This is a genomic window from Flagellimonas beolgyonensis, assembly GCF_003992615.1.
GTDB lineage: Bacteria > Bacteroidota > Bacteroidia > Flavobacteriales > Flavobacteriaceae > Flagellimonas > Flagellimonas beolgyonensis.
Map to the genome: position 1 here is coordinate 593,616 of NZ_RZMY01000006.1, position 20,492 is coordinate 614,107.

The window sequence follows — 20,492 nt, forward strand, 5'->3', positions numbered from 1 at the left end:
AAACAAAATGATAATTTTTATGTTTAAACTTATTTTTAAACAGTTAAACAAAACATTAACAACAACAATCTCATGAAAACTCTAAAAAAAATTGCGCGACTAGCTTTAGTCCTATTTCTTGTACCCTTTGTCTCATGTTCCGATGATGACGATAATCCAGCCCCACCGGAGGTGGAATTGAACATTGTGGCCACAGCCCAAGCGACCTCAAACTTGAGTACTTTGGTGAGTGCCCTGCAAAAAGCCGATGAAAGCGCCAACAATGATTTGGTAGCTGCCCTAAGTGGTGAAGGCCCGTTTACCGTATTTGCACCAACCAATGAAGCCTTTAGTGATTTGTTGGCCCAATTGGATGGATTTGATTCCTTGGATGATTTCAGCTCCCAGCAATTGCAGGATCTATTGGCCGTAATTTTGACCTATCACGTGGTGCCTGGAGCAGCGGTGCTTTCCACGGATCTAAGTGATGGACAGACCATTACCACTTTACAAGGTTCAACCCTTGAAGTTTCCACTACAGGTGGAGTATTTATTGGAGATGCCACTTCCGTTGACGCCAGGGTGATTACCCCAGACGTTGAAGCATCCAACGGTGTGGTACATATTATTGATAAAGTATTGCTTCCGCAAGCTATTTTGGATGAATTGGCCGATATTATTTTGGTACCCATCACCGATTTGGCCTTGGGCAATGAAAATTTGGAAAACCTAGTAGCTGCCCTTGTTGCCGCCAACGGAGATTTACCTACTGTTTTAAGGGGTGAAGGTCCTTTTACGGTGCTGGCCCCTACCGACGAAGCATTCGAAACCTTCTTGGGCGGTGCGCAGTTGAGTGATATTCCTGTAGATGTTTTGACCAATGTACTTTTGAACCACGTAATCAGTGGCGAGGTTACTTCAACCGACTTGGCCGGTTTGGGTTCTGGATACACCAAAACTTTGGCCGTAGGAGCTGGTGACGAAAACGTAAGCCTATATTTCGATGCATCAGGGGATGTTATCTTTAATGGGGTGTCAACCGTACAAGTACCGGACGTAAAAGCATTGAATGGTATTGTACATGTGGTGAACGCTGTAATCGATATTCCAAATATTGTGGAGCATGCCGTTGCCAACCCAAACCTATCATCTTTGGTAGGCGCTTTGACCAGTGGAGGCAATACCACTTTTACCGATCTTTTGTCCGATGAAAATGAAGATTTCACTGTGTTTGCACCCACCAATGATGCCTTCACAGCTTTCACCAATCCGAACAGCAATGATTTGAATGCCATCTTGTCCAACCACGTGGTTGTAGGTGCCGCTGCATTTTCTTCTGGTTTGGAAAATTCATATGTAAACACGGCTGCCGAATTTGCAGCTGATGAAAACTTAAGCCTATACATCAACACCGATGATGGGGTAACCTTAAATGGTACTAGTGATGTTGTTCTCGCTGATATTGTGGCATCGAATGGTGTAATCCATGTGGTGGATGCCGTAATCGACTTGCCTACCGTGGTCACTTTTGCCGCAGCCGACCCGAACTTCTCTACATTGGTACAAGCCTTGACGGAGTTGACCCCTAGCGTAGACTTTGTTAGCGTGCTTTCCGCCCAAGGTGGCGCAGGCAGTGATCCGTTCACTGTTTTTGCACCGACCAATGCAGCATTTGATGCCTTGGCGAGCATCCCAGCTGAGGCTGACTTGATTCCGATCCTACAACACCATGTTGTTGCGGGTGCCAATGTGCGTTCTGGTGACCTATCCAATGGCGCCACAGCCAATACATTGGAGGGTGATGCCATCACCTTCACCTTGCCCGGAACCGGAGAAAATATTGCAGATATCACCGATGGTGCCGGAAATACGGGAATCGGTGTCATTGCAGTGGATGTTCAGGCTATCAACGGTGTTATCCATGTTGTGGATACCGTATTGATTCCTGATACCACCAACTAATTCACAATCACAACTTACTAATTGAAATGTGGAACGAAAGCCCCCTTGGCAGATTGCCATGGGGGCTTTTTATCGAACTTGAAATACCGTTCATCGATGACACATCAAAAGGGAGTTATTTTCACTACAAAAACCAATGGTTTGACAACTATTAATTTTTTTCGCAACCAACTTGATGCATCTTTGGAGTCCCAAATCTTTCCAAACTAAACCAACAAATGGAAAACTCCCCCAACATTCTTGAGGGAGTTTTTTTATACCCATACCCAACTTTCCTTAATTGTCCGGTTCGTCTTCCAGCACCTCAATGATTTCATAACCATTTTCCACTTCCTTGTAAACGGCTTGGTTCAATTCATGCATGGTCACACCATCAAAGTCAATTTCTTCTGCATCTTCGGGCAAATTCGCGACAACAGCACCCACAGGTGGTTTGGCCACCTCATATTCTCCATTGCTTTCCTGATAAAAGACCCCATCGGCATAATGGTAGCGCAATCCCCTAACTGTTAGCGCAATAGCGGCTGCAGGAAGTGTGCGCAAACGGAAGCCCCTAGGTGGAAAAGCGCGAACATATACCCCTTTACGTTGTACAAAATACATGCCCCGCACAGGATAATAAGTTACATTTCGGAAAACCAAGGGTCGGGTATTGTCCGGCAATCGTCTCAACGTTCTGCGGACGACCCTACGGTTATGACGGCGAACCTTTCTTCGTACCACACGTCGTTCTTGTCCTGTCCTTCGGGCTACTTGAGCCTCCACATGGTCAGTAATACCAATTGCCAAAAAGGTAAACAGCAAAAGCACCCATTTTAGATTTTTCATATGCTTGAATTAATGGTTACAACGCTAAGACCTCCCTTTTTTGGAAAGGTTTAACCAGCTACCAAAAATTAAAGCAAAATTTTATCTTTTCCCGGTGTTTTTTTGTTGTTCGGCCTGTTCCATCATCTCACGCATCTTGCGCTGGAAACGGTTCTCCTTTTTAGGCTTCTTCTTGTTCTCTTGGATCTGTGCGTGGATTTTTTCCTCATCCAAAATGTAGTTTTTGATTGCCAACATGATGAAGATGGTAATCAAGTTGGAAATGAAGTAGTACAAACTCAATCCACTCGCATAGTTATTGAAGAAGAACAACATCATGATCGGCGACAGGTACATGATGAACTTCATATTGGGCATACCGGGCTGTTGTTGCATCTGCATGCTCTGGCCTGTGGTCATCTGCATGTAGAAGAAAATGGCCACCGATGCCAAAATTGGGAACAAGCTCACGTGGTCCCCATAAAACGGAATGGTGAACGGCAACTCAAAAATGGTATCGTAAGAAGACAAATCTTCTGCCCACAAAAAAGATTTTTGCCGTAGTGCGAACGATGTGGGAAAGAACATGAACAGCGCATAGAAAATGGGCAACTGCATCAACGCCGGTACACACCCACTCATGGGGCTCACGCCTGCTTTGTTGTACACTTTCATGGTCTCCTGTTGCTTTTTCATGGCATTGTCCTTGTACTTCTCGTTGATCTCGGAAATCTCCGGTTTCAATACCTTCATCTTGGCTTGGGAGAGGTACGATTTATAGGTGACCGGCGACAAGGCCAAACGCACCAAAATGGTCATTACGATAATGGCGATACCAAAAGGCAGAAACGAGCTCAAGAAGCTATAAAATGGTGTAAATGCATAGCGGTTTATCCATCCAAAAATGCCCCATCCGAAGGGAATGGAATCGGCCAATCCCAATTCCTTGTAATCATCCAAAATCTTTACATCTGTCGGACCATAATACCAGTACATGTTCTGTGAAATCTCACCTCCTTGCAACTTCAACGGTGCTTTGGTACTGTATTCCTTGGTAAACAGAATATCTTTGCTTTCTTCTTCCACCAAATTTTTGGAACTCAGTTGGGCTGATTCAAAATGATCATCGGTTGCCAAAATGGTGCTAAAGAAGTGCTGTCGGTAGGACAACCATTTGATGTCGGACTCCGTTTCCTCATCCAACTCACTGGATTCGGAAAGTTTACTGATGTTGCCATCTTCGTGATTGTAGGTCAATCGGGTGTAGCGATTTTCATACTGCACACTTTTACCATGGCGTATTGCTTTCAAATCCCAATCCAAGGTAACCGGTTTACTGCTATTGATGATACCGCTCAATCCTTGTGAACGTACCGTAAAATTGACCAGGTAGTCGTTGGGTTTGGTTTCATAGCGATATTCCAAAAATTGATTCTCGCCCACTTTGGCTTTCATGGAAAGCACGTGGTTATCCCCACTGTTGGATAAACTGGGCTCAAAATACAAATCGGCCGTATTTAAGGTCCTATTGTCAGAAGTGGTAAAGTTCAGTGCGAAATTGGCATTTCCATCCTTCACCAAATACACAGGAATTGAATCGTAGGTCACAAAGTTTTTCATCTTCGCCTCTACAATTTGGCCCCCTTTGTTGGCCACTTCAAGCAACAACACCTCATTTTCCAAGGTAGTGGTACCATCTGTAGCTTGGGTAAACCCAAAAGCGCCTACGGTACTTTTATACTGGGCCACCGCTGTGGAATCGTTCAGGTTTAAGGATGCTTCTTCTTTAATTGGCGTTACTTTGGTCGCTTCCTCTTCAGTTTTTTTATTTGCGGCCTCCACCTGTTCCTGCTCAGCTTTTTGTGCCTCCAACTCTTCCGGGGTGGGCTGATTTTGGTAAAACATAAAAATGAGTATCCCAAAAATCAGTACAAATCCAATAATGGAATTGATATCCAGCTTCTTTTCTTCCATGAAAATTATTTAGTAGTACGGTAAATCAGTTGGCAAATATATGCCCAAAACCGCAGTTTATGCCAAACTGGCATTCTTTTGTTTTAGTTTATGCTCCAAGACAGCCTTCACAAATCCAACGAACAATGGATGGGGATTTGCCACCGTACTTTTGTATTCCGGATGGTACTGTACACCCACAAACCATGGGTGGGATGGAATCTCCACCACTTCCACAAGACCTGTTTTCGGGTTGAGACCCGAGGCCAACAGACCGGCATCTTCCATCTGTTTTTTGTATTCGTTGTTGAATTCGTAACGGTGTCTGTGACGTTCCGAAATATCTGAGGCGCCGTATACCTTGGCCGCCACACTGCCTTCTTTTAGATGACAATCCCAGGCACCCAAACGCATGGTTCCACCTTTGTGCTTGATGTTCTTCTGTTCCTCCATCAAACTGATGACCGGATAAGGGGTGTTAAGGTCCATTTCCGTGGAATTGGCACCTTCCAATCCGAGCACATTGCGTGCAAACTCTATCACGGCCATTTGCATGCCCAAACAGATGCCCAAAAATGGAATATCGTTCTCACGGGCGAATTGTACGGCCTTCACCTTTCCTTCGATACCGCGTTCCCCAAAGCCGGGAGCGACCAATATTCCGTCCAAGCCCATCAATTTTTTATCGATGTTCTTTACTGACAAATGTTCCGAATGGATGGAACGCACCTCAACCTCCACCTCGTTGGTAGCACCTGCATGAATGAATGCTTCTTGTATGGATTTATAGGAATCGGGCAACTCCACATATTTACCGATCAACCCGATCACCACCTTGTTTTTGGGATTTTTATGACGTTTCAGGAATTCTTTCCATTGGGTCAGATCTGGTTCGGTATCATTGGGTAATGCCAATTTTTCCAAGGTTACGGCATCCAGTCCTTCTTCCTGCATTAAAACGGGTACATCGTAAATGGTAGAAGCATCGATGGATTGGATCACCGCTTCTTTTCGCACATTACAGAACAATGCCAATTTGGATTTGATGTCATCGGAAATATCATGCTCGGTTCTACAAACCAAGATATCCGCTTTGATACCACTTTCCATCAAAGTCTTAACTGAGTGCTGGGTAGGTTTGGTCTTCAATTCGCCAGCAGCAGCCAAAAAGGGCACCAAAGTCAAATGGATTACAATGCCGTTATGCTCACCCAATTCCCAAAGCAATTGGCGCACAGCTTCAATATAGGGCAATGACTCAATGTCACCCACCGTACCGCCGATTTCCGTGATCACAATGTCATAATCGCCACTCTTGCCCAACAATTGGATGCGCTCTTTTATCTCATTGGTGATATGGGGCACTACTTGAACCGTTTTCCCCAAAAATTCACCACGGCGTTCCTTTTCGATCACGCTTTGGTAAATTCTTCCCGTAGTCACATTGTTGGCTTGGGAAGTGCGGACGTTCAAGAAGCGTTCGTAATGACCAAGGTCCAAATCGGTTTCCGCACCATCGTCGGTAACATAACATTCCCCATGCTCGTAAGGATTAAGGGTTCCTGGATCTACGTTGATGTAGGGGTCCAATTTCTGTATGGTGGTCCGGTATCCCCTGGCCTGTAGTAGTTTGGCCAAGGATGCGGCGATAATTCCCTTACCCAAGGAAGAGGTAACGCCTCCCGTAACGAAAATGTACTTGGTCTGTGACATATTGTAGCTTCTATTACGGGGCGTAAAGTTACAAATTGCGGCGCAGAAATCAGGACGAATTTCTAGGAAATTCTTTTTGAATCTTTCGAATGATGGGTTCCAGGTTGTTATCCTTAATGGTAAGCATAATATTTAAAAGTCTTCCCAGCTTTCCATCCGGAAATCCTTTTTGGGAGAACCACACTAAATAAGGTAACGGCAAGTCCACCAAAAAACGCCCTTTGTATTTGCCAAACGGCATTTTGTAATGGGCCAGTTCCAGAAGTTCTTTTGTATCGGGCTTTATTTCCATTTGTAGGCCCAAAGTACTATCTTTCAGATAACAAATCCGAACAATGAGACGTAGAAATTTTATCGCCACGGCAGCCATGGGAACCGCTGGACTAACCGCAGCATCCGCCATGACCGCTAAAGAAGGGCAGGCCAAAGAGTTTAAATTGAAAAATAATATCAACCACAGCGTGTGCCAATGGTGCTTTTCCGATATTCCGCTTGAAGATTTTTTGAAGACCCTGAACGAACTGGGTATCAAGGCCATTGATCTGATCGGCCCGAAAGATTGGCCACTCCTTAAAAAATATGATATCCATTGTTCCATGTGCAATGGGGCCGAAATTAGTTTGACAGAAGGCTGGAACGACCCCAAATACCACGAACAACTCATAAAAAACTACACGGAAATGATTCCCAAGGTGGCCGAGGCCGGTTATACCAACCTCATCTGTTTTAGTGGAAACCGCAGGGGCATGAACGATTATGTAGGACTGCAAAATTGCGTGGATGGGCTTTCACAGATCATACCCTTGGCCGAAAAACATGGTGTAGTGATCCAAATGGAGCTTTTTAACCAAGTGAACCACCCCGATTATATGTGCGATAACAGTTTATGGGGCGTGGAGCTCTGTAAACATTTGGGCAGTGACAATTTTAAGTTGTTGTTCGACATCTACCATATGCAAATCCAAGAAGGGGACATTATCCGAAGTATTCGAAACTACCACCCGTATTTTGGGCATTACCATACGGCAGGAGTGCCCGGCAGAAATGAAATCGATGAGACCCAAGAGCTGTACTATCCGGCCATTATCCGTGCCATTCATGAAACCGGCTTTAAAGGCTACGTGGCCCAGGAGTTCATCGTGACATGGGAGGACAAAATTGCGGCATTGAAAGATGCTTTTTTACGTTGTGATGTGTGACATCGCAACACATAAACCAAACCAACCAAACAAACACCCATAATGAAAAGACGTCAATTTTTGCAAAGTACCGCGCTGGCTTCCAGTGCCACCATGATGATGGGCCTGGGCGCATGCTCCTCCCCATCCAAAAAAACACTCTCCAGCATCGGGATCCAATTGTTCTCCTTACCCAAACTATTGGAAAATGATTTGGAAGGCTCCTTGGCCCTTCTGCACCAAATGGGCTACAAAGAAATCGAAATATATGGCCCCTATCCCTTTAGCTCGACCGCCGCTTGGGACCGATGGAACCAAGTGGTGCCCAGTATCGGGTTTTCGGGCAGTGGCTTTTTTGGTAAGACCGCCGAGGAATTTAAAGCCTTGTTGGATACCTACGAACTGAAAGCGACTTCGGGACATATCGATTTGGTGACCTTGGAAACCGATATGCCAGCCGTTGGGAAAGCGGTCCGCACCCTTGGATTGGATTGTTTTGGTATTTCGGCCATTCCCGATGAACTTCGGAAATCACTGGACGATTATAAACATATGGCCGACCGTTTCAACAAAATTGGAGCTAACGCCAAAAAAGAAGGATTCAAGTTTATCTACCATAACCATGGCTACGGTCTCCACGAAATGGAGGGACAAATTCCTTTGAACATTATCCTGGAAAATACCGACCCAGAACTGGTCTTTTTTGAAATGGACATTTATTGGACCATGGCAGGCGGCATGGACCCAGTGGAACTTTTGAAAGCCAACCCCGGCCGCTACATTGCCCTGCATTTGAAGGACATGAAGGAAATCACCTATTTTGAAGGGGATGGTGGCACGGCCGACCAATGGATCGCCTTGTGGCCGCAAATGACCACGTTGGGCAAAGGTGCCATGGATATTCCGGGCATTATCGACCAAGGCCAAAAGTCGGGGGTGAAACACTTTTTTGTGGAGCAAGATTTGGTGGAAAATCCCAGGGTCGCGTTAAAGCAGAGCATTGATTACCTGAGAACAATCTAACTCTGTGCCTTCATGGCCTCGGCTATTTTCCGGTTCCATTCCTGTTGCTTTTCCAAGTTTCGGGAAAAATTGGTCTCCCAATCGTACTGGTCTTGAAAATCCTGAAGCTCTTGTAGAATCTCTTGGTAAATTTCACGTACTTCCTCCTTCACATTGTCCGAAAAAGAGGTGCGGCGCAATCGGTCGCGCATTTTGCGGGCAAACAGTTCGGAGATATCAAAATGCAGCTGTTCGTGTGCCAAGGTATTTTCGGTACATACTTGGGGCTTGTACCAAGACTCGTTTGGATAAAAATAGGCGTTGACCTCAAAATCCAATTTTACTTCGTGGTGCAATAGGTTGGCCGTGTAGGAGTAACTGATGCCACTGGCCGTTGTGGCGGCTGGTACCGCAGCGGGTGGTATTTTCCCCTTAAAATCGGACCACGAAAGTTTGTATTCTTTATCCCATGGGATGCTTTCCTCGATTTCTTGGGCCACTCCGGTAAAAGCGAGTATTAAAAAACATCCTATGGCAATTATCTTACCCAATGAAAATCGATTACGCGTTCAATGTCGGGGTGCAAGCTGTAGTTCACTGGACAGGTATTTGCCGTATGCACCAAAATTTTGCGCTGTTTTTCAGAAAGAGATGCTGGCATTTCCAATTTGATCTCGATCTTGGAAATCCGTCTGGGGTCGGCTGCCATGTGTTTGGTCACCTCAGCTGTAGATCCCGTCAAATCCACCTCCATGTCCCGCGCTTTAATGCCCATCATGGTCATCATGCAATTGGCCAACCCGGTTGCCACGGTATCGGTAGGTGAAAATGCTTCACCCTTACCATTGTTATCGACCGGTGCATCGGTTATGTACTCGCTACCGGACCGAACATGGACACAGGTAGTTCGAAGGTTTCCGTTATAGGTTACTTTTGAAGTCATCGGCTTTCACTTCTTTGATTCGCAAATCTTCATACCCCATGAGGTAACAGGCTCTATTGAAATACCCAGAGGTCCAATCGTTGAAATAATCAAAACTGTTTCCGGTATACTCTGTCAAGCCAACAATTTTTGAGGTTTCGAACAAATTGTTCTTATGGGCCAGTTTCAGTAACACATCGAAGGTAACGTCAAATCCTCGAATGGCAAACCGATCCGGCTCAAGTCCATTGAACCGTTTTCTGTACGCCTTGGTAAAGGCATCCTCACCCGCTTCCCTATAAAAAGAGGGATAGGTAAACTTCAAATTGGACAAATGCGTTTTGGATACCGCCTCGTCCTCGAAGGCACTGTTGTAGTTGGTGGTAAACATGCGCACCTTTATTTTTTTCTCACCTTCAGCATCCATCTTGGCCGTATTCGCGGAATTCAAAATAGAGGTAACACTGGCCACCATATTGGGTTGGTCTGTTTCCAAAAACACCCAGTTTTCCCTATCCTCGGAAAGTTTTACGAGAAATTGATCCAAATGGAGGGATTTGTTGTCGATAAGCCTGGCCATCTGGGCCGCAGGAAATTTGCTTAAAATGGAATCGTGTGCCACTTGGTGGGTCGAATCCGCTACGATGATGATGTTTTCATTGGTATGGACCTTCGCCATAAAGTCCAACATTTTTTGACGGAGTACCGCATCCCTAGGCACTGAAAAGAACACATTGCCATGGCTCAATTTACTCTCGGAAGCAATCGGGGCGATAACAGGAATGTTCTTTGTGGCAGCTTGTACAGCGACCTCATCCAGAGCATTGGTAGCAATGGGACCGATAATGGCACTGACACCGGCAAGATTATCCCGGAACAAGATTTCCTTCACTTTTACCGGGTTCAGCTCCGTGTCATAGGTTTTCACATCTACGGAGACCCCTAATTTTTTAATGGAATCCAAGGCGACCAAAGCTCCTGTATAGAACCCAAGACTCACAGTAAGATCACGACGGGTTCTGATCATGTTCTCTGCTTTTTCCCTATCGTTCACATCGACCCGATCTAAACGGAATGGGAGCATAAATACCAATTTGGGTCGGTTGGCCACATCAATGCTATCGATCAAATTGACCTTATCCAACACCAAGGCGTTCTTTACTTCCAAACCTTCCGCTTTTTCCTTTGGTAATTTTAGTACCATACCGGCTTTTAGGCCATTTTCGAGATCGGGGTTCAATCGGAACAGTTCCTCTCTGGATATTTTCAGGTTTTGCGTAATTCTGAAGATATTTTGTTTGGGTTTTACTTCATAGAAAATGTAGTTCTCGGTATTTACCACACCCGACATATCTTTCTTTTTGGGCAACCGGATGACCATTCCCTCCTTGAGTCCGCCTTCTTTCATGATCTCGGGGTTCAAGCGCACAATGGAATCGGAAGGAATACCATATTCCTTGCCCAAGCTGTACAATGTCATTTTTGGTGGCACAGTATACGAATTGAACAGTTCCACCTTTTGTTCCTTTAAACTGTCCCCTTTCGGACGGGGCAGCTTCAACTCTTGGCCAGCGGCCAAGTAATCAGAGTTTTTGACCAATTCCGGGTTCAAGACCAAAAGGCTGTCCACCGTAATGCCATATTTGTGGGCAATGGACCAACGGGTTTCTTTGGGCTGGACCACATAGGTTTCAAAATCGAGCTCTTTGTCCTCATTGGGATCCACCGCTGGAAATTTCGGAATCTGCAGTACCATACCTTTTTTCAAAGGTTCGGAATAGAGTTCCCGATTGTAGCGTTTCAATTGCTCTTCGGTGATCTTATATTTTTGGGTGAGACCGAACAAGGTTTCCTTTTTGCGCACCCGATGTCTTGAAAAGCCGATGGGCTTTATTTCTTCCTGTTCGACTTTTTCTTCTTTCTTCGGTGCTGGAACATTGCCCTTCAATGGAATGACCAAGATGGTGTTCACCTTTACATCGGCGGCACTTTTGATCTCTTTGTTGGCCTGAAGGATGGAATATGGGGTAACCCGATATTGCTGGGAAATACTCTGTAGTGTTTCCCCTTCCTTAACGGCATGCGTGGCATAGTTCTGTGCGGATACTGGCAATGCGACCAAAAACAAGACCGCAAAAACCAGCTGTAAAATAATTTTTTTCATTCCCATTCTATAGTTGCAGGTGGTTTTGAGCTAATGTCATACACTACTCTATTAACGCCTTTAACCTTATTTATTATATCATTCGAGGTCTTTTGCAAGAACTCATAAGGTAAATTTACCCAATCGGCCGTCATACCATCGGTACTTTCCACGGCTCTGAGCGCCACACATTTTTCGTACGTACGCTCATCTCCCATGACCCCTACACTATCTACGGGCAAAAGCATGGCTCCGGCCTGCCAGACCTTGTCATAAAGTCCCCATTTTTTCAATCCTTCAATAAAAATGGCATCCACTTCCTGCAAAATAGCCACTTTTTCGGGGGTAATGTCCCCTAATATACGGATTCCCAGTCCAGGACCCGGAAAGGGGTGCCTTCCCAAGATGTCTTCGGACATTCCCATACTGGCTCCTACCCTTCGCACCTCATCTTTAAACAACATTTTTAACGGCTCCACAATCTTTAACTTCATATAATCGGGCAGTCCTCCAACGTTGTGGTGGCTTTTGATCACTGCGGATGGCCCTCCACTTGCAGAAACGGATTCAATCCGATCGGGGTAGATGGTACCTTGCGCCAACCATTTGGCATTTTCCACTTTGTGGGATTCGTCATCGAACACCTCAATAAACACCCTACCAATAATCTTCCGTTTCTTTTCAGGATCGGATTCTCCCTTTAATGCATCCAAAAAACGTGCCGAAGCATCAACTCCTTTTACGTTGAGACCCATGTGCTTGTATTGGTCCAACACGCTTTCAAACTCATTTTTGCGCAAAAGTCCGTTGTTCACAAAAATACAGTACAGATGGTCGCCAATGGCTTTGTTCAACAACATGGCCGCCACGCTGGAATCCACTCCACCGGACAGACCCAAGATCACTTTTTCATCACCAATCTCCTGTTTCAACTCTTCAACCGTGGTTTCCACGAAGGCATCCGGGGTCCAATCCTGCTTTAAGCCGGCAATGTTCACCAAAAAGTTTTCCAACAGCTTTTTACCATCGGTGGTATGGTACACCTCGGGGTGGAACTGGATACCATAGGTGGTTTCCCCTTCAATTTTAAAGGCTGCATTTTCCACATCGTGGGTACTGGCCAAACGCACAGCACCGGTAGGCAATTCCTTAATGGTATCGGAATGGCTCATCCACACCTGGCTTCCCTCGCCCAACCCCTTCAAAAATGCTTCTCCCCCTTTTACGAACGAAAGATTGGCCCTGCCGTATTCGCGGGTGGCGGATGGCGCAACATTGCCCCCATTAAAATGGGACAGATATTGGGCACCGTAACAAATGCCCAATAATGGCATTTTGCCCTTGATCTCGGACAAATCCGGATGGGGTGCTGTTTCGGACCGAACGGATGAAGGAGATCCAGATAGAATCACGGCCTTATATTCCGAGAGGTCTTCCGGCAGCTTGTTATACGGTTTAATTTCTGAATAGATGTTGAGTTCCCTAACGCGTCTCGCGATCAATTGTGTGTACTGGGAACCGAAGTCTAGGATAAGTACGTTGTTATGCATGGGCAAAAATAGCAATTTGCTTTAGTTGAAAAAGTATCTTTTACAGGATATTTATGACAAGTTTTTCAACGGGTAATCCACCATGGGTTTTTCGCTAAAAAGATCGTAAATCCGATATTTGGTCCCCATCAAACCATTATGTAGTTTTTTTCTTAATAGAATTCGTTATTTCTTTGCGGTTCCAAAATTGACCAAACCATGATCAAGGGATTCATTTTCGATTTGGATGGGGTTATCACCGATACGGCCGAACTCCATTATGAGGCGTGGAAAAAATTGTCCGATGAAATGGGCTGGCACTTCGACCGCGAGCTCAATGAACAACTTCGGGGCATTTCTCGAATGGATTCCATAAAAGTGATCATGGACCACAACAAGGTTTCCCTTACCGATGATGCCGTGGTGTCCTTGGCCACCAAGAAAAATGACATTTACGTGGCCAGTCTCGATACCATGACCCCCGACGATTATCTTCCGGGTGCACGTGAACTGCTTACCCATTTGCGCACCGAGGGATTTAGTGTGGCCTTGGGCAGTGCCAGTAAAAATGCCATAAAGGTTTTGGAGCAACTGAACGCCACCCACTATTTTGATGTGATCGGTGATGGCAATAGTGTTACCCAAAGCAAACCGGCCCCCGATATCTTTTTATTCGCTGCGGAGAAAATGAAATTGCCTGCCAACAACTGTATCGTATTTGAAGATGCGGAAAAGGGCATTGATGCTGCCAAAGCCGGCGGTTTTTACAGTGTCGGCATAGGGCCCGAAGAACGCGTGGGCCATGCAAATCTTCGGTTCGACACCATGAAGCAGGCTACGTTGTTCGAAATCAAATCCTTCTTCGGCGATTTGTTTTAGGTAGATCAATTTTCTGCCGATATTTTCCATTCAATCCACTCTGTTTCAAAAAGTTGGGTTTATTTGTCTATTTTAGGGGGTAATTCAACCTGTATGAAACCCCACGATTATTTCACATACTTCGTTTTTTCTTTCCTGCTCACCACGATTTGGAGTCAAGAAAATGAGCAGAAAATAGATAGCATCTTTGCAATCATCAACGAAACACAGGTAGATACCATCAAGGCCAGAAATTATTTGGCATTATCCGATCTTACCATGTACAACGACCAGAAAAAGACGCTGGAATATCTGGAACAAGCCCAATCACTCTACCAAAAAAGCAATAACGATAAGGGAGTGGCCAAACTGTACGCCCAAAAAGCCAACTACTATTACCGCTTGGGACAAATTGATTCCGCCCGCCACTACTTGGTCAATTCCGTGGACAAATCCCTTGAATTGGGCGATACGTTGAGAGCTTCGGTCATTCGGCACAACATCGGTATCCTAGACCACTACCAAGGCAATACAGAAAGTGCCAACACCATTATGGAAATAAACATTCCCGTATTTAAAAGGTTCAACGATTCCCTTCACTTGGGGAACGCGTATTTGTTAAAGGGAAAAATTGGGATGACCAATGGATTCTTCAACATTGCCCTGCTGGAGACACAAAATGCCTTGAAAATCCATCGGGCCCTAAACGATGACTTCAGGATTGCCGAGGACCTGTTTCAAATTGGCATTATTTATCAAACCACCGAAGACCACCAAAACGCCATTGCTATTTTTGAAGAAAGCATCGACAACTACCGCAAGATAGAAAACGACCAGAGTGTGGCCCAGGTACTCAACTATTTGGCCGACTCAAAAATCAAGTTACAGCAATACGAGTCTGCCGAGAAGGACTTGGAGGATGCCATGGCGCTTTCAAGGAAGCTTGAATACAATGCCAATATCGCCAGGGTCTATTTCAATATGGGCCTCTTGGAATTTAAACGGGAGGATTACCCAGAGGCCATCTCCCATTTTAAATCCAGTTTGGAGGTTTGGAAAACCATTGGTTCCCCTTATAATGAGGCCACCTCCCTTTATTACATGGCGCAGGCCTATGAAAAGGAGGGGGATTTTGCCAACGCACTGTCTTATGTGGATGCCAGTTTGGCCATTGGCGACCAATTGGGCGACCCCGAAATACTGGGTAAGGTATACCTAACCAAGGCCAATATTTTGGAAGGTCTTAAAAATTATGATGGGGCCTTGGCCTATTTCAAAATGAACAAGGCCATAAGCGATTCCATTTTTACCCTAAATCGCACCAAAGCCACCGAAGAGCTCAAGACCATATATGAAACCGAAAAAAAGGAACAGCAGATCGTCTTGTTGGAACAAGAGGCCAAGGTGAGCAATCTCCAAAAATTGTTATTGGGAGGTGGTCTTGGATTATCAGTGCTGGTTTTTGGATTTGGTTTTTATGGCATCCGCCAAAAACTAAAACGCAACAAGGCTGAAAAAGCGAAATTGGATGCAGAACTCGCCTTTAAAAAGAAGGAACTCACCACCCATGCTTTGCATTTGGCGAAAAAGAACGAAGTATTGGAAGGTTTGAAATTGCAGGCCGAAGAACTCAAAAAAGAGGAAGCCTCCACAAAAGGGTACCAACAACTTATCCGGACCATCAATTTTGATTTACAGGACGATACCAATTGGAAAAACTTCTCCCACTATTTTGAACAGGTCCACAAGGATTTCAACAAAAATGTAAAGGCTAGGTTTCCGGAAATCACTTCCAATGAACTCCGATTATTGGCCCTTATGAAAATGAATCTTTCCTCCAAGGAGATTGCCAATATCTTGAACATATCCCAAGAGGGCATTAAAAAGGCGCGCTATCGACTTCGTAAAAAATTGAACATTGCCACCGAGGATTCCCTTCAAGATTTGGTGCTGAGTCTCTAACAACTGTTTCCAGCTGTCCCCTTGTTGTTCCTGCATTTAAATGGCGGTGTCCACCTTTTGTCCACCCTGCTTTTTTCAATGCTCAAAATCAGTCACTTATGTTTGTTTCGTCAAGAATTTGACAACCGTTTTGTGGTCTTGCTCGGCTAAGGGCTGCAGACCGTTACCGGGCAGGTCGCACAAAACGAAAATAAAGTTCAACCACAAAACAAAATGTGATGAAAACAATACAGAAACCTATGAACAGAATGGGGCTAATGCTACTTATTGCATTGGCAGTTTCTTGTGGAAAAGACAATGGCATAGAACCCATTGCATCCGATCCCTGTAAAGAAAATCCGTGCGGCAATCCTGAACTTTGTCCCGACCAATGTACCAGCATAGACACCGGGGATGCCATCACCAAGGACGACCTTACCCCAGAAGGTACGGTGACCGAAACAACCAACGGCTATCTAGTGGATGGGTCGCTTACGATGAAAACCGAAGATGAAACCATCGTTTTCGCTGAGGCCGATCTAGATGTTCAGTTTAATGAAGATGGAACTTTAAAAAGTATTAGCGGTACATCCGAAATTCCTGCACCTACCAACTACTTTGAATTTGAAACCCCGGTCCAGGCCGATATCGGGTTCTTTACGGGTAAATTTTTGAATGAAAACCGCGATTTTGAAATCCAATTGGTGGATGAACGCTCTTATTTTGTGTTTGCCATATCCGTGGGGTTGGAACTTAAACTTGGCGCCAATGACGATCCTGATGCCTATAAACCACTTTCCATTGAAGCACCTGTTGGGGGGCATATCACTTTTATTGCAGATTATACCGACCCCATGTTCTTCTTTTCGTTGGGTGGTGATGCCTTGGGCGGCAATGATGACAACGGTGGCAATTCCAATGGTGATGGCAATGGTGGAAATGATGGCAATTCGAGCCACAACAAATTGGCCAGTGTAAGTTTTGGTGCCTCATTTGGCTCAAACTTTATGTATGTTCCCACCAATCCTGTTCAAGGCAATGTAGTTTCGTTCCAAGCCAATCAGGTCACTGGAGGAACCGTCTCGTTCTTTAAGGTGCTGGAAGCTACCGGTATGTATTACCAAAACAGGGGATTCAATGCTGATCTAAATTTTGATGAACCGATGGAATCGAACTTTGGCGCCAACTATAGGGCCGGCATCAATGGTCAGCTCGACCTATCCATGGAAATCACCTCATTTATCTCCTTTGGCTTTCCCATAGGTTCGGGCAGCGCAGCAGTGGTGGCGGAAGCTTCCACCAACGATGGAATTGTTGCCAAGGCCTTTATCAATGGTTTGGTAGATCCAGACTTGTCTTGGTGGCCAGATTTTATTCCATTAAAACCCGATGGAGACCTCAATGCTTATGGTTTTGTGGAGCAGACCGGCAATTTTGATATTGGCATGTCCGGCTCCTTTGTCATCGAAATGCCAACAGGGGACCAAGGTATGGAAGGTTCGGTGCGGGGCACCCCCGATGCCTTTACCATGGAGGGAGAAGTATATTCTGGTGATGATGTTTGGGGAGCTTCTGCCGTGTTTACCACCAATGAGACCAAATGTGTAGCCACAACACCCAATAATTTTACTGATGGTATTTCCGAAACGGTAACTTCCCAAATTGATGCAGCCATAGAAACCACAGAAAAAGCAATACAGGATTTGGAGGATGCAGAGGCACAATATGAACTGGAACTTAGCCTAAGAGGATTAAGGGCTGCGCTACCGGGAATAATCGATAGGGCTCAAACCGCCATTGATGATGCCGTGGCTGCAGGACTTGCCTCGGGCAGGAGCACAATCAATTCGTACTTGAGCGACAATAATCGTATTCTTTGCAGCGACAATCTTTCGGGACAAATTGATGCAGTTGTTCGGGGCCATCGAAATGCTTTGACCCGATTGCGAAATGCCGTTAGCGAATCGAACGACAATGAAACCACTCGAACAGAATTGGAGGCAGCTTTAAGAAATCTGGCCAGTTTGGACCGGATCAACAGAACATTTTCGGTTACCATTATCCATGGTCATGCCACATTCGGTTGTGGTGCCTTGTGGACAATGACGGCATCACGAAATGTTACCATCAACGAAACCATACTCACCAGTGATCAAAAAGCCCAGCTGCTGGAGGCTGCGGACAATGTGAAATATATCGCAGAGGCCGATGGCATTCGCATTGAAGCCCAAGATATCCTTGATCAATTGCCCACCGTGGCAGAATTGGAAGCGTTACGGGATACTGTTGAGGCATGTGTACAAGAACTCACCAATGGCATTGGCGGAGCAGGATTTGTGTACAACCACGACACAAAGGCTTTTACACATTTTGTGATCATCAATGGGGAGGAAAAAGAAGTAGGCAGCTTTAATATTTTTGATAAAAACGAGTTGATTGCCGTATCCAGACCGGAGATTGGAGACTGCAATGCCAATGGAGCGCTCAATAAGTTGTTGGAAGAGGCCAAAGCCAGAACGGTGAAAAACCAATATTGAATACTTGACCAAAAAAAATAGAAACTACAAGAAAGCAAAAAGCCCCGGGAACCACTCCGGGGCTTTTTAATAAAATCAAAACCAACCTAAACATATGAGTTAACCAACTCAAAATATTTACTTTTTCATAGCAATTTCAATAGTATAACAACGGAAAAAGAAAATACCCTACCTCGATTTGCAACTATTTTCAAAAAATTAATGGATTAACCCAGAAAGATAAGTTTCATCAGTGTTTCAGCACTATGAATTCGCCACAAAATGGATCCAGACTGTCCATTAGCATGGGAACAAATGCATCGCCCATTTCCAGATACATCTCTGAAAAGTTCAATTGCCTTTCCTGCAGTGATCGGTTGGGAAACAATTCATTCTGAAGTTTTGTTAAACGAACCACATGGTCTTCCAGTTTTCGTTTCTGTGCCTTCAACAATCTTTTTTCAAGATGGTCCAACCCTTTTTTCTGTTTGACCTCTTGGGCCTTAACAGCACCCAAAAAACTCTCATCTGTTTGTTCGGCGAGTTCATATAGCTGTTTGAACTGTTCCTCCAAAAGTTGTTTTTGAGGGGTGAAATCAATATCAATATTCGAAATGTCCCGTATTTTTTTATTGATCAGGGAATGTTGTTTTAGAAATAGATGTGCGACCTGCAAATCCATTTTTTCGACTTTTTCAGATTGCTTATCGGTGATGATCAACACTGAATTCCGCAGCATCAACATGGGAAAAGTAACCCCCAAGGCATCAAAATAAGATTTAAATTCCAGCCAATAAGCCAATTCACCTCCCCCACCAATATAACAGAGGTTGGGCAATATCACTTCTTGATACAATGGCCTGCACACCACATTGGGTGAAAATCGCTCGGGATGGGCATGTAATTCTTCCTTCAAAGCTTCAGAAGTAAAATCGATATGGGTGTTGATCACATGATATTTACCATTTCGCTCCACAATACGCTCCCGCATGCCATCCTTCAAATAGAAATAATTGATTTCCCTTGGATTCACCTGTACAGCATACTCTTGGGAAACCGCTGTCAAAGCAGTGATGGTCTTCGAAACCTCTTGGAAGGCCGTTTGCTCGAAAATGTCCTTTTCCACAAAGGGCACCAGTAGTTTTTTCAATTCGGGATCATCACCATCTACAATAACAAGGCCATACGCAGCAAATAGGGCGTTGGCCAAATATCTGGTGGCACCAGTAAGCGTGTCATGCTCCAAATAGGCTTTTTGGAAAAGCTCCTTCAAGTGGGCCACCGGACCATATTGACCCAATTCGGCAGCAAAGGCCTCGAATACCTCATCCAAACCTTCAGTGGATAGACGACCCACCGCACCCTTGGCCTGTTTGTTCCATCTTATTTTTTTGCCGTGTAGATTGAAGAAATTGATCTCGTCAAAATCGTGGTCCTCCGTAGCCATCCAATATACCGGCACAAAGTTATTGGCCGGGTGGTTTTCTTTCAATTTTTTGGCCAGGTTGATGGTGGAAACAATCTTGTACAAAAAGTATAGAGGACCCGTGAATAGGTTCAACTGGTGACCTGTAACCACGGTAAACGTATTGTCCTTACCTAAATCATCAATATTCGACTCGGTGGCCTCGGAAATTTCAATCCCTTTATATTGTGCTTGAATGGATTCAACAAGGATTTTTCGATGTGATTGGGGGAAATTCTTTGCTTTCTCCTCCAATTGCGCCTTAAAATTTTCCGGTGTGGGAAATCTATTGTAAAAAGGGTCAAGTTCCTTTTTCTGATCTAGATAGTCGCAAATAAGTTTTGAAAAATAACCGGTGTCCTTAAAGGGTATACAATCTACGTCCATTAAAATTAAATGAGGTGTTCAAAGATAACTCACTTCTTTTTTAGTCGTCCTAAAAATACGTTAATTGCATTTGTTACCCATATATCGACCTTGGAATGGAAAAATTAGGATTCAGGACCATTTTTTTGGTAGATTTG

General features: G+C 44.8%; 15 protein-coding genes. 6 read left to right on the forward strand and 9 right to left on the reverse strand.

Annotated elements, in window-relative coordinates:
* The first annotated feature begins 72 nt into the window (after window positions 1–72).
* A complete protein-coding gene (locus tag EO131_RS06275) occupies window positions 73–1,941 on the forward strand; it encodes a fasciclin domain-containing protein (protein WP_127019982.1) in 1,869 nt (622 codons plus the stop codon).
* A gap of 276 nt (window positions 1,942–2,217) precedes the next feature.
* Here EO131_RS06275 and EO131_RS06280 read toward each other — a convergent pair whose 3' ends face one another.
* From EO131_RS06280 to EO131_RS06295, 4 genes are all read right to left on the reverse strand, one after another.
* Window positions 2,218–2,769: a DUF6515 family protein gene (locus tag EO131_RS06280; RefSeq protein ID WP_127019984.1), complete on the reverse strand. Its 552-nt coding sequence runs from the start codon at window positions 2,767–2,769 to the stop codon at window positions 2,218–2,220.
* Window positions 2,770–2,850: 81 nt separating this feature from the next.
* Window positions 2,851–4,722, reverse strand: coding sequence for a membrane protein insertase YidC (gene yidC, locus EO131_RS06285; protein WP_127019986.1), 1,872 nt, complete (start codon window positions 4,720–4,722; stop codon window positions 2,851–2,853).
* Between the two features lie 57 nt (window positions 4,723–4,779).
* A complete protein-coding gene (locus EO131_RS06290; RefSeq protein ID WP_127019988.1) occupies window positions 4,780–6,414 on the reverse strand; it encodes a CTP synthase in 1,635 nt (544 codons plus the stop codon).
* Between the two features lie 49 nt (window positions 6,415–6,463).
* On the reverse strand, window positions 6,464–6,706 hold the full coding sequence (locus EO131_RS06295) for a DUF3820 family protein (RefSeq protein ID WP_127019990.1): 243 nt from the start codon (window positions 6,704–6,706) through the stop codon (window positions 6,464–6,466).
* 43 nt (window positions 6,707–6,749) lie between these two features.
* Here EO131_RS06295 and EO131_RS06300 point away from each other — a divergent pair, with 43 nt between their 5' ends.
* Window positions 6,750–7,613: a hydroxypyruvate isomerase family protein gene (locus EO131_RS06300; RefSeq protein WP_127019992.1), complete on the forward strand. Its 864-nt coding sequence runs from the start codon at window positions 6,750–6,752 to the stop codon at window positions 7,611–7,613.
* 42 nt (window positions 7,614–7,655) lie between these two features.
* On the forward strand, window positions 7,656–8,615 hold the full coding sequence (locus EO131_RS06305) for a sugar phosphate isomerase/epimerase family protein (protein WP_206512851.1): 960 nt from the start codon (window positions 7,656–7,658) through the stop codon (window positions 8,613–8,615).
* On the opposite strand, the gene EO131_RS06310 is transcribed toward EO131_RS06305, so the two are convergent.
* From EO131_RS06310 to guaA, 4 genes are read right to left on the reverse strand one after another with little or no spacing between them, the layout of a single operon-like run.
* Window positions 8,612–9,145, reverse strand: coding sequence for a DUF922 domain-containing protein (locus EO131_RS06310; protein WP_127019996.1), 534 nt, complete (start codon window positions 9,143–9,145; stop codon window positions 8,612–8,614). The two genes, EO131_RS06305 and EO131_RS06310, sit on opposite strands and share 4 nt — an antisense overlap.
* Window positions 9,133–9,537 (reverse strand): OsmC family protein, encoded by a 405-nt coding sequence (locus tag EO131_RS06315; RefSeq protein WP_127019998.1) that lies wholly within the window; start codon window positions 9,535–9,537, stop codon window positions 9,133–9,135. The genes EO131_RS06310 and EO131_RS06315 overlap by 13 nt, the downstream gene beginning before the upstream one ends.
* Window positions 9,515–11,680, reverse strand: coding sequence for a LysM peptidoglycan-binding domain-containing protein (locus EO131_RS06320; RefSeq protein WP_127020000.1), 2,166 nt, complete (start codon window positions 11,678–11,680; stop codon window positions 9,515–9,517). Before EO131_RS06320 ends, EO131_RS06315 begins: the two co-directional genes overlap by 23 nt.
* Window positions 11,677–13,209, reverse strand: a complete 1,533-nt coding sequence (gene guaA / locus EO131_RS06325) for a glutamine-hydrolyzing GMP synthase (RefSeq protein WP_127020002.1) — start codon at window positions 13,207–13,209, stop codon at window positions 11,677–11,679. Before guaA ends, EO131_RS06320 begins: the two co-directional genes overlap by 4 nt.
* Window positions 13,210–13,407: 198 nt before the next feature.
* On the opposite strand from guaA, the gene pgmB reads away from it, so the two are divergent.
* From pgmB to EO131_RS06340, 3 genes are all read left to right on the forward strand, one after another.
* Window positions 13,408–14,067 carry a beta-phosphoglucomutase gene (pgmB, locus tag EO131_RS06330; protein WP_127020004.1) on the forward strand — a complete coding sequence of 220 codons (660 nt, stop codon included), beginning with the start codon at window positions 13,408–13,410 and terminating at the stop codon, window positions 14,065–14,067.
* A 93-nt stretch (window positions 14,068–14,160) separates the two neighbouring features.
* Complete coding sequence (locus EO131_RS06335; protein WP_127020007.1) at window positions 14,161–16,008, forward strand: tetratricopeptide repeat protein; 1,848 nt, start codon at window positions 14,161–14,163, stop codon at window positions 16,006–16,008.
* 218 nt (window positions 16,009–16,226) lie between these two features.
* Window positions 16,227–18,524 (forward strand): hypothetical protein, encoded by a 2,298-nt coding sequence (locus EO131_RS06340; RefSeq protein WP_127020009.1) that lies wholly within the window; start codon window positions 16,227–16,229, stop codon window positions 18,522–18,524.
* Between the two features lie 229 nt (window positions 18,525–18,753).
* Here EO131_RS06340 and bshC read toward each other — a convergent pair whose 3' ends face one another.
* Window positions 18,754–20,355, reverse strand: a complete 1,602-nt coding sequence (gene bshC, locus EO131_RS06345) for a bacillithiol biosynthesis cysteine-adding enzyme BshC (RefSeq protein ID WP_127020011.1) — start codon at window positions 20,353–20,355, stop codon at window positions 18,754–18,756.
* Window positions 20,356–20,492 lie beyond the last annotated feature (137 nt).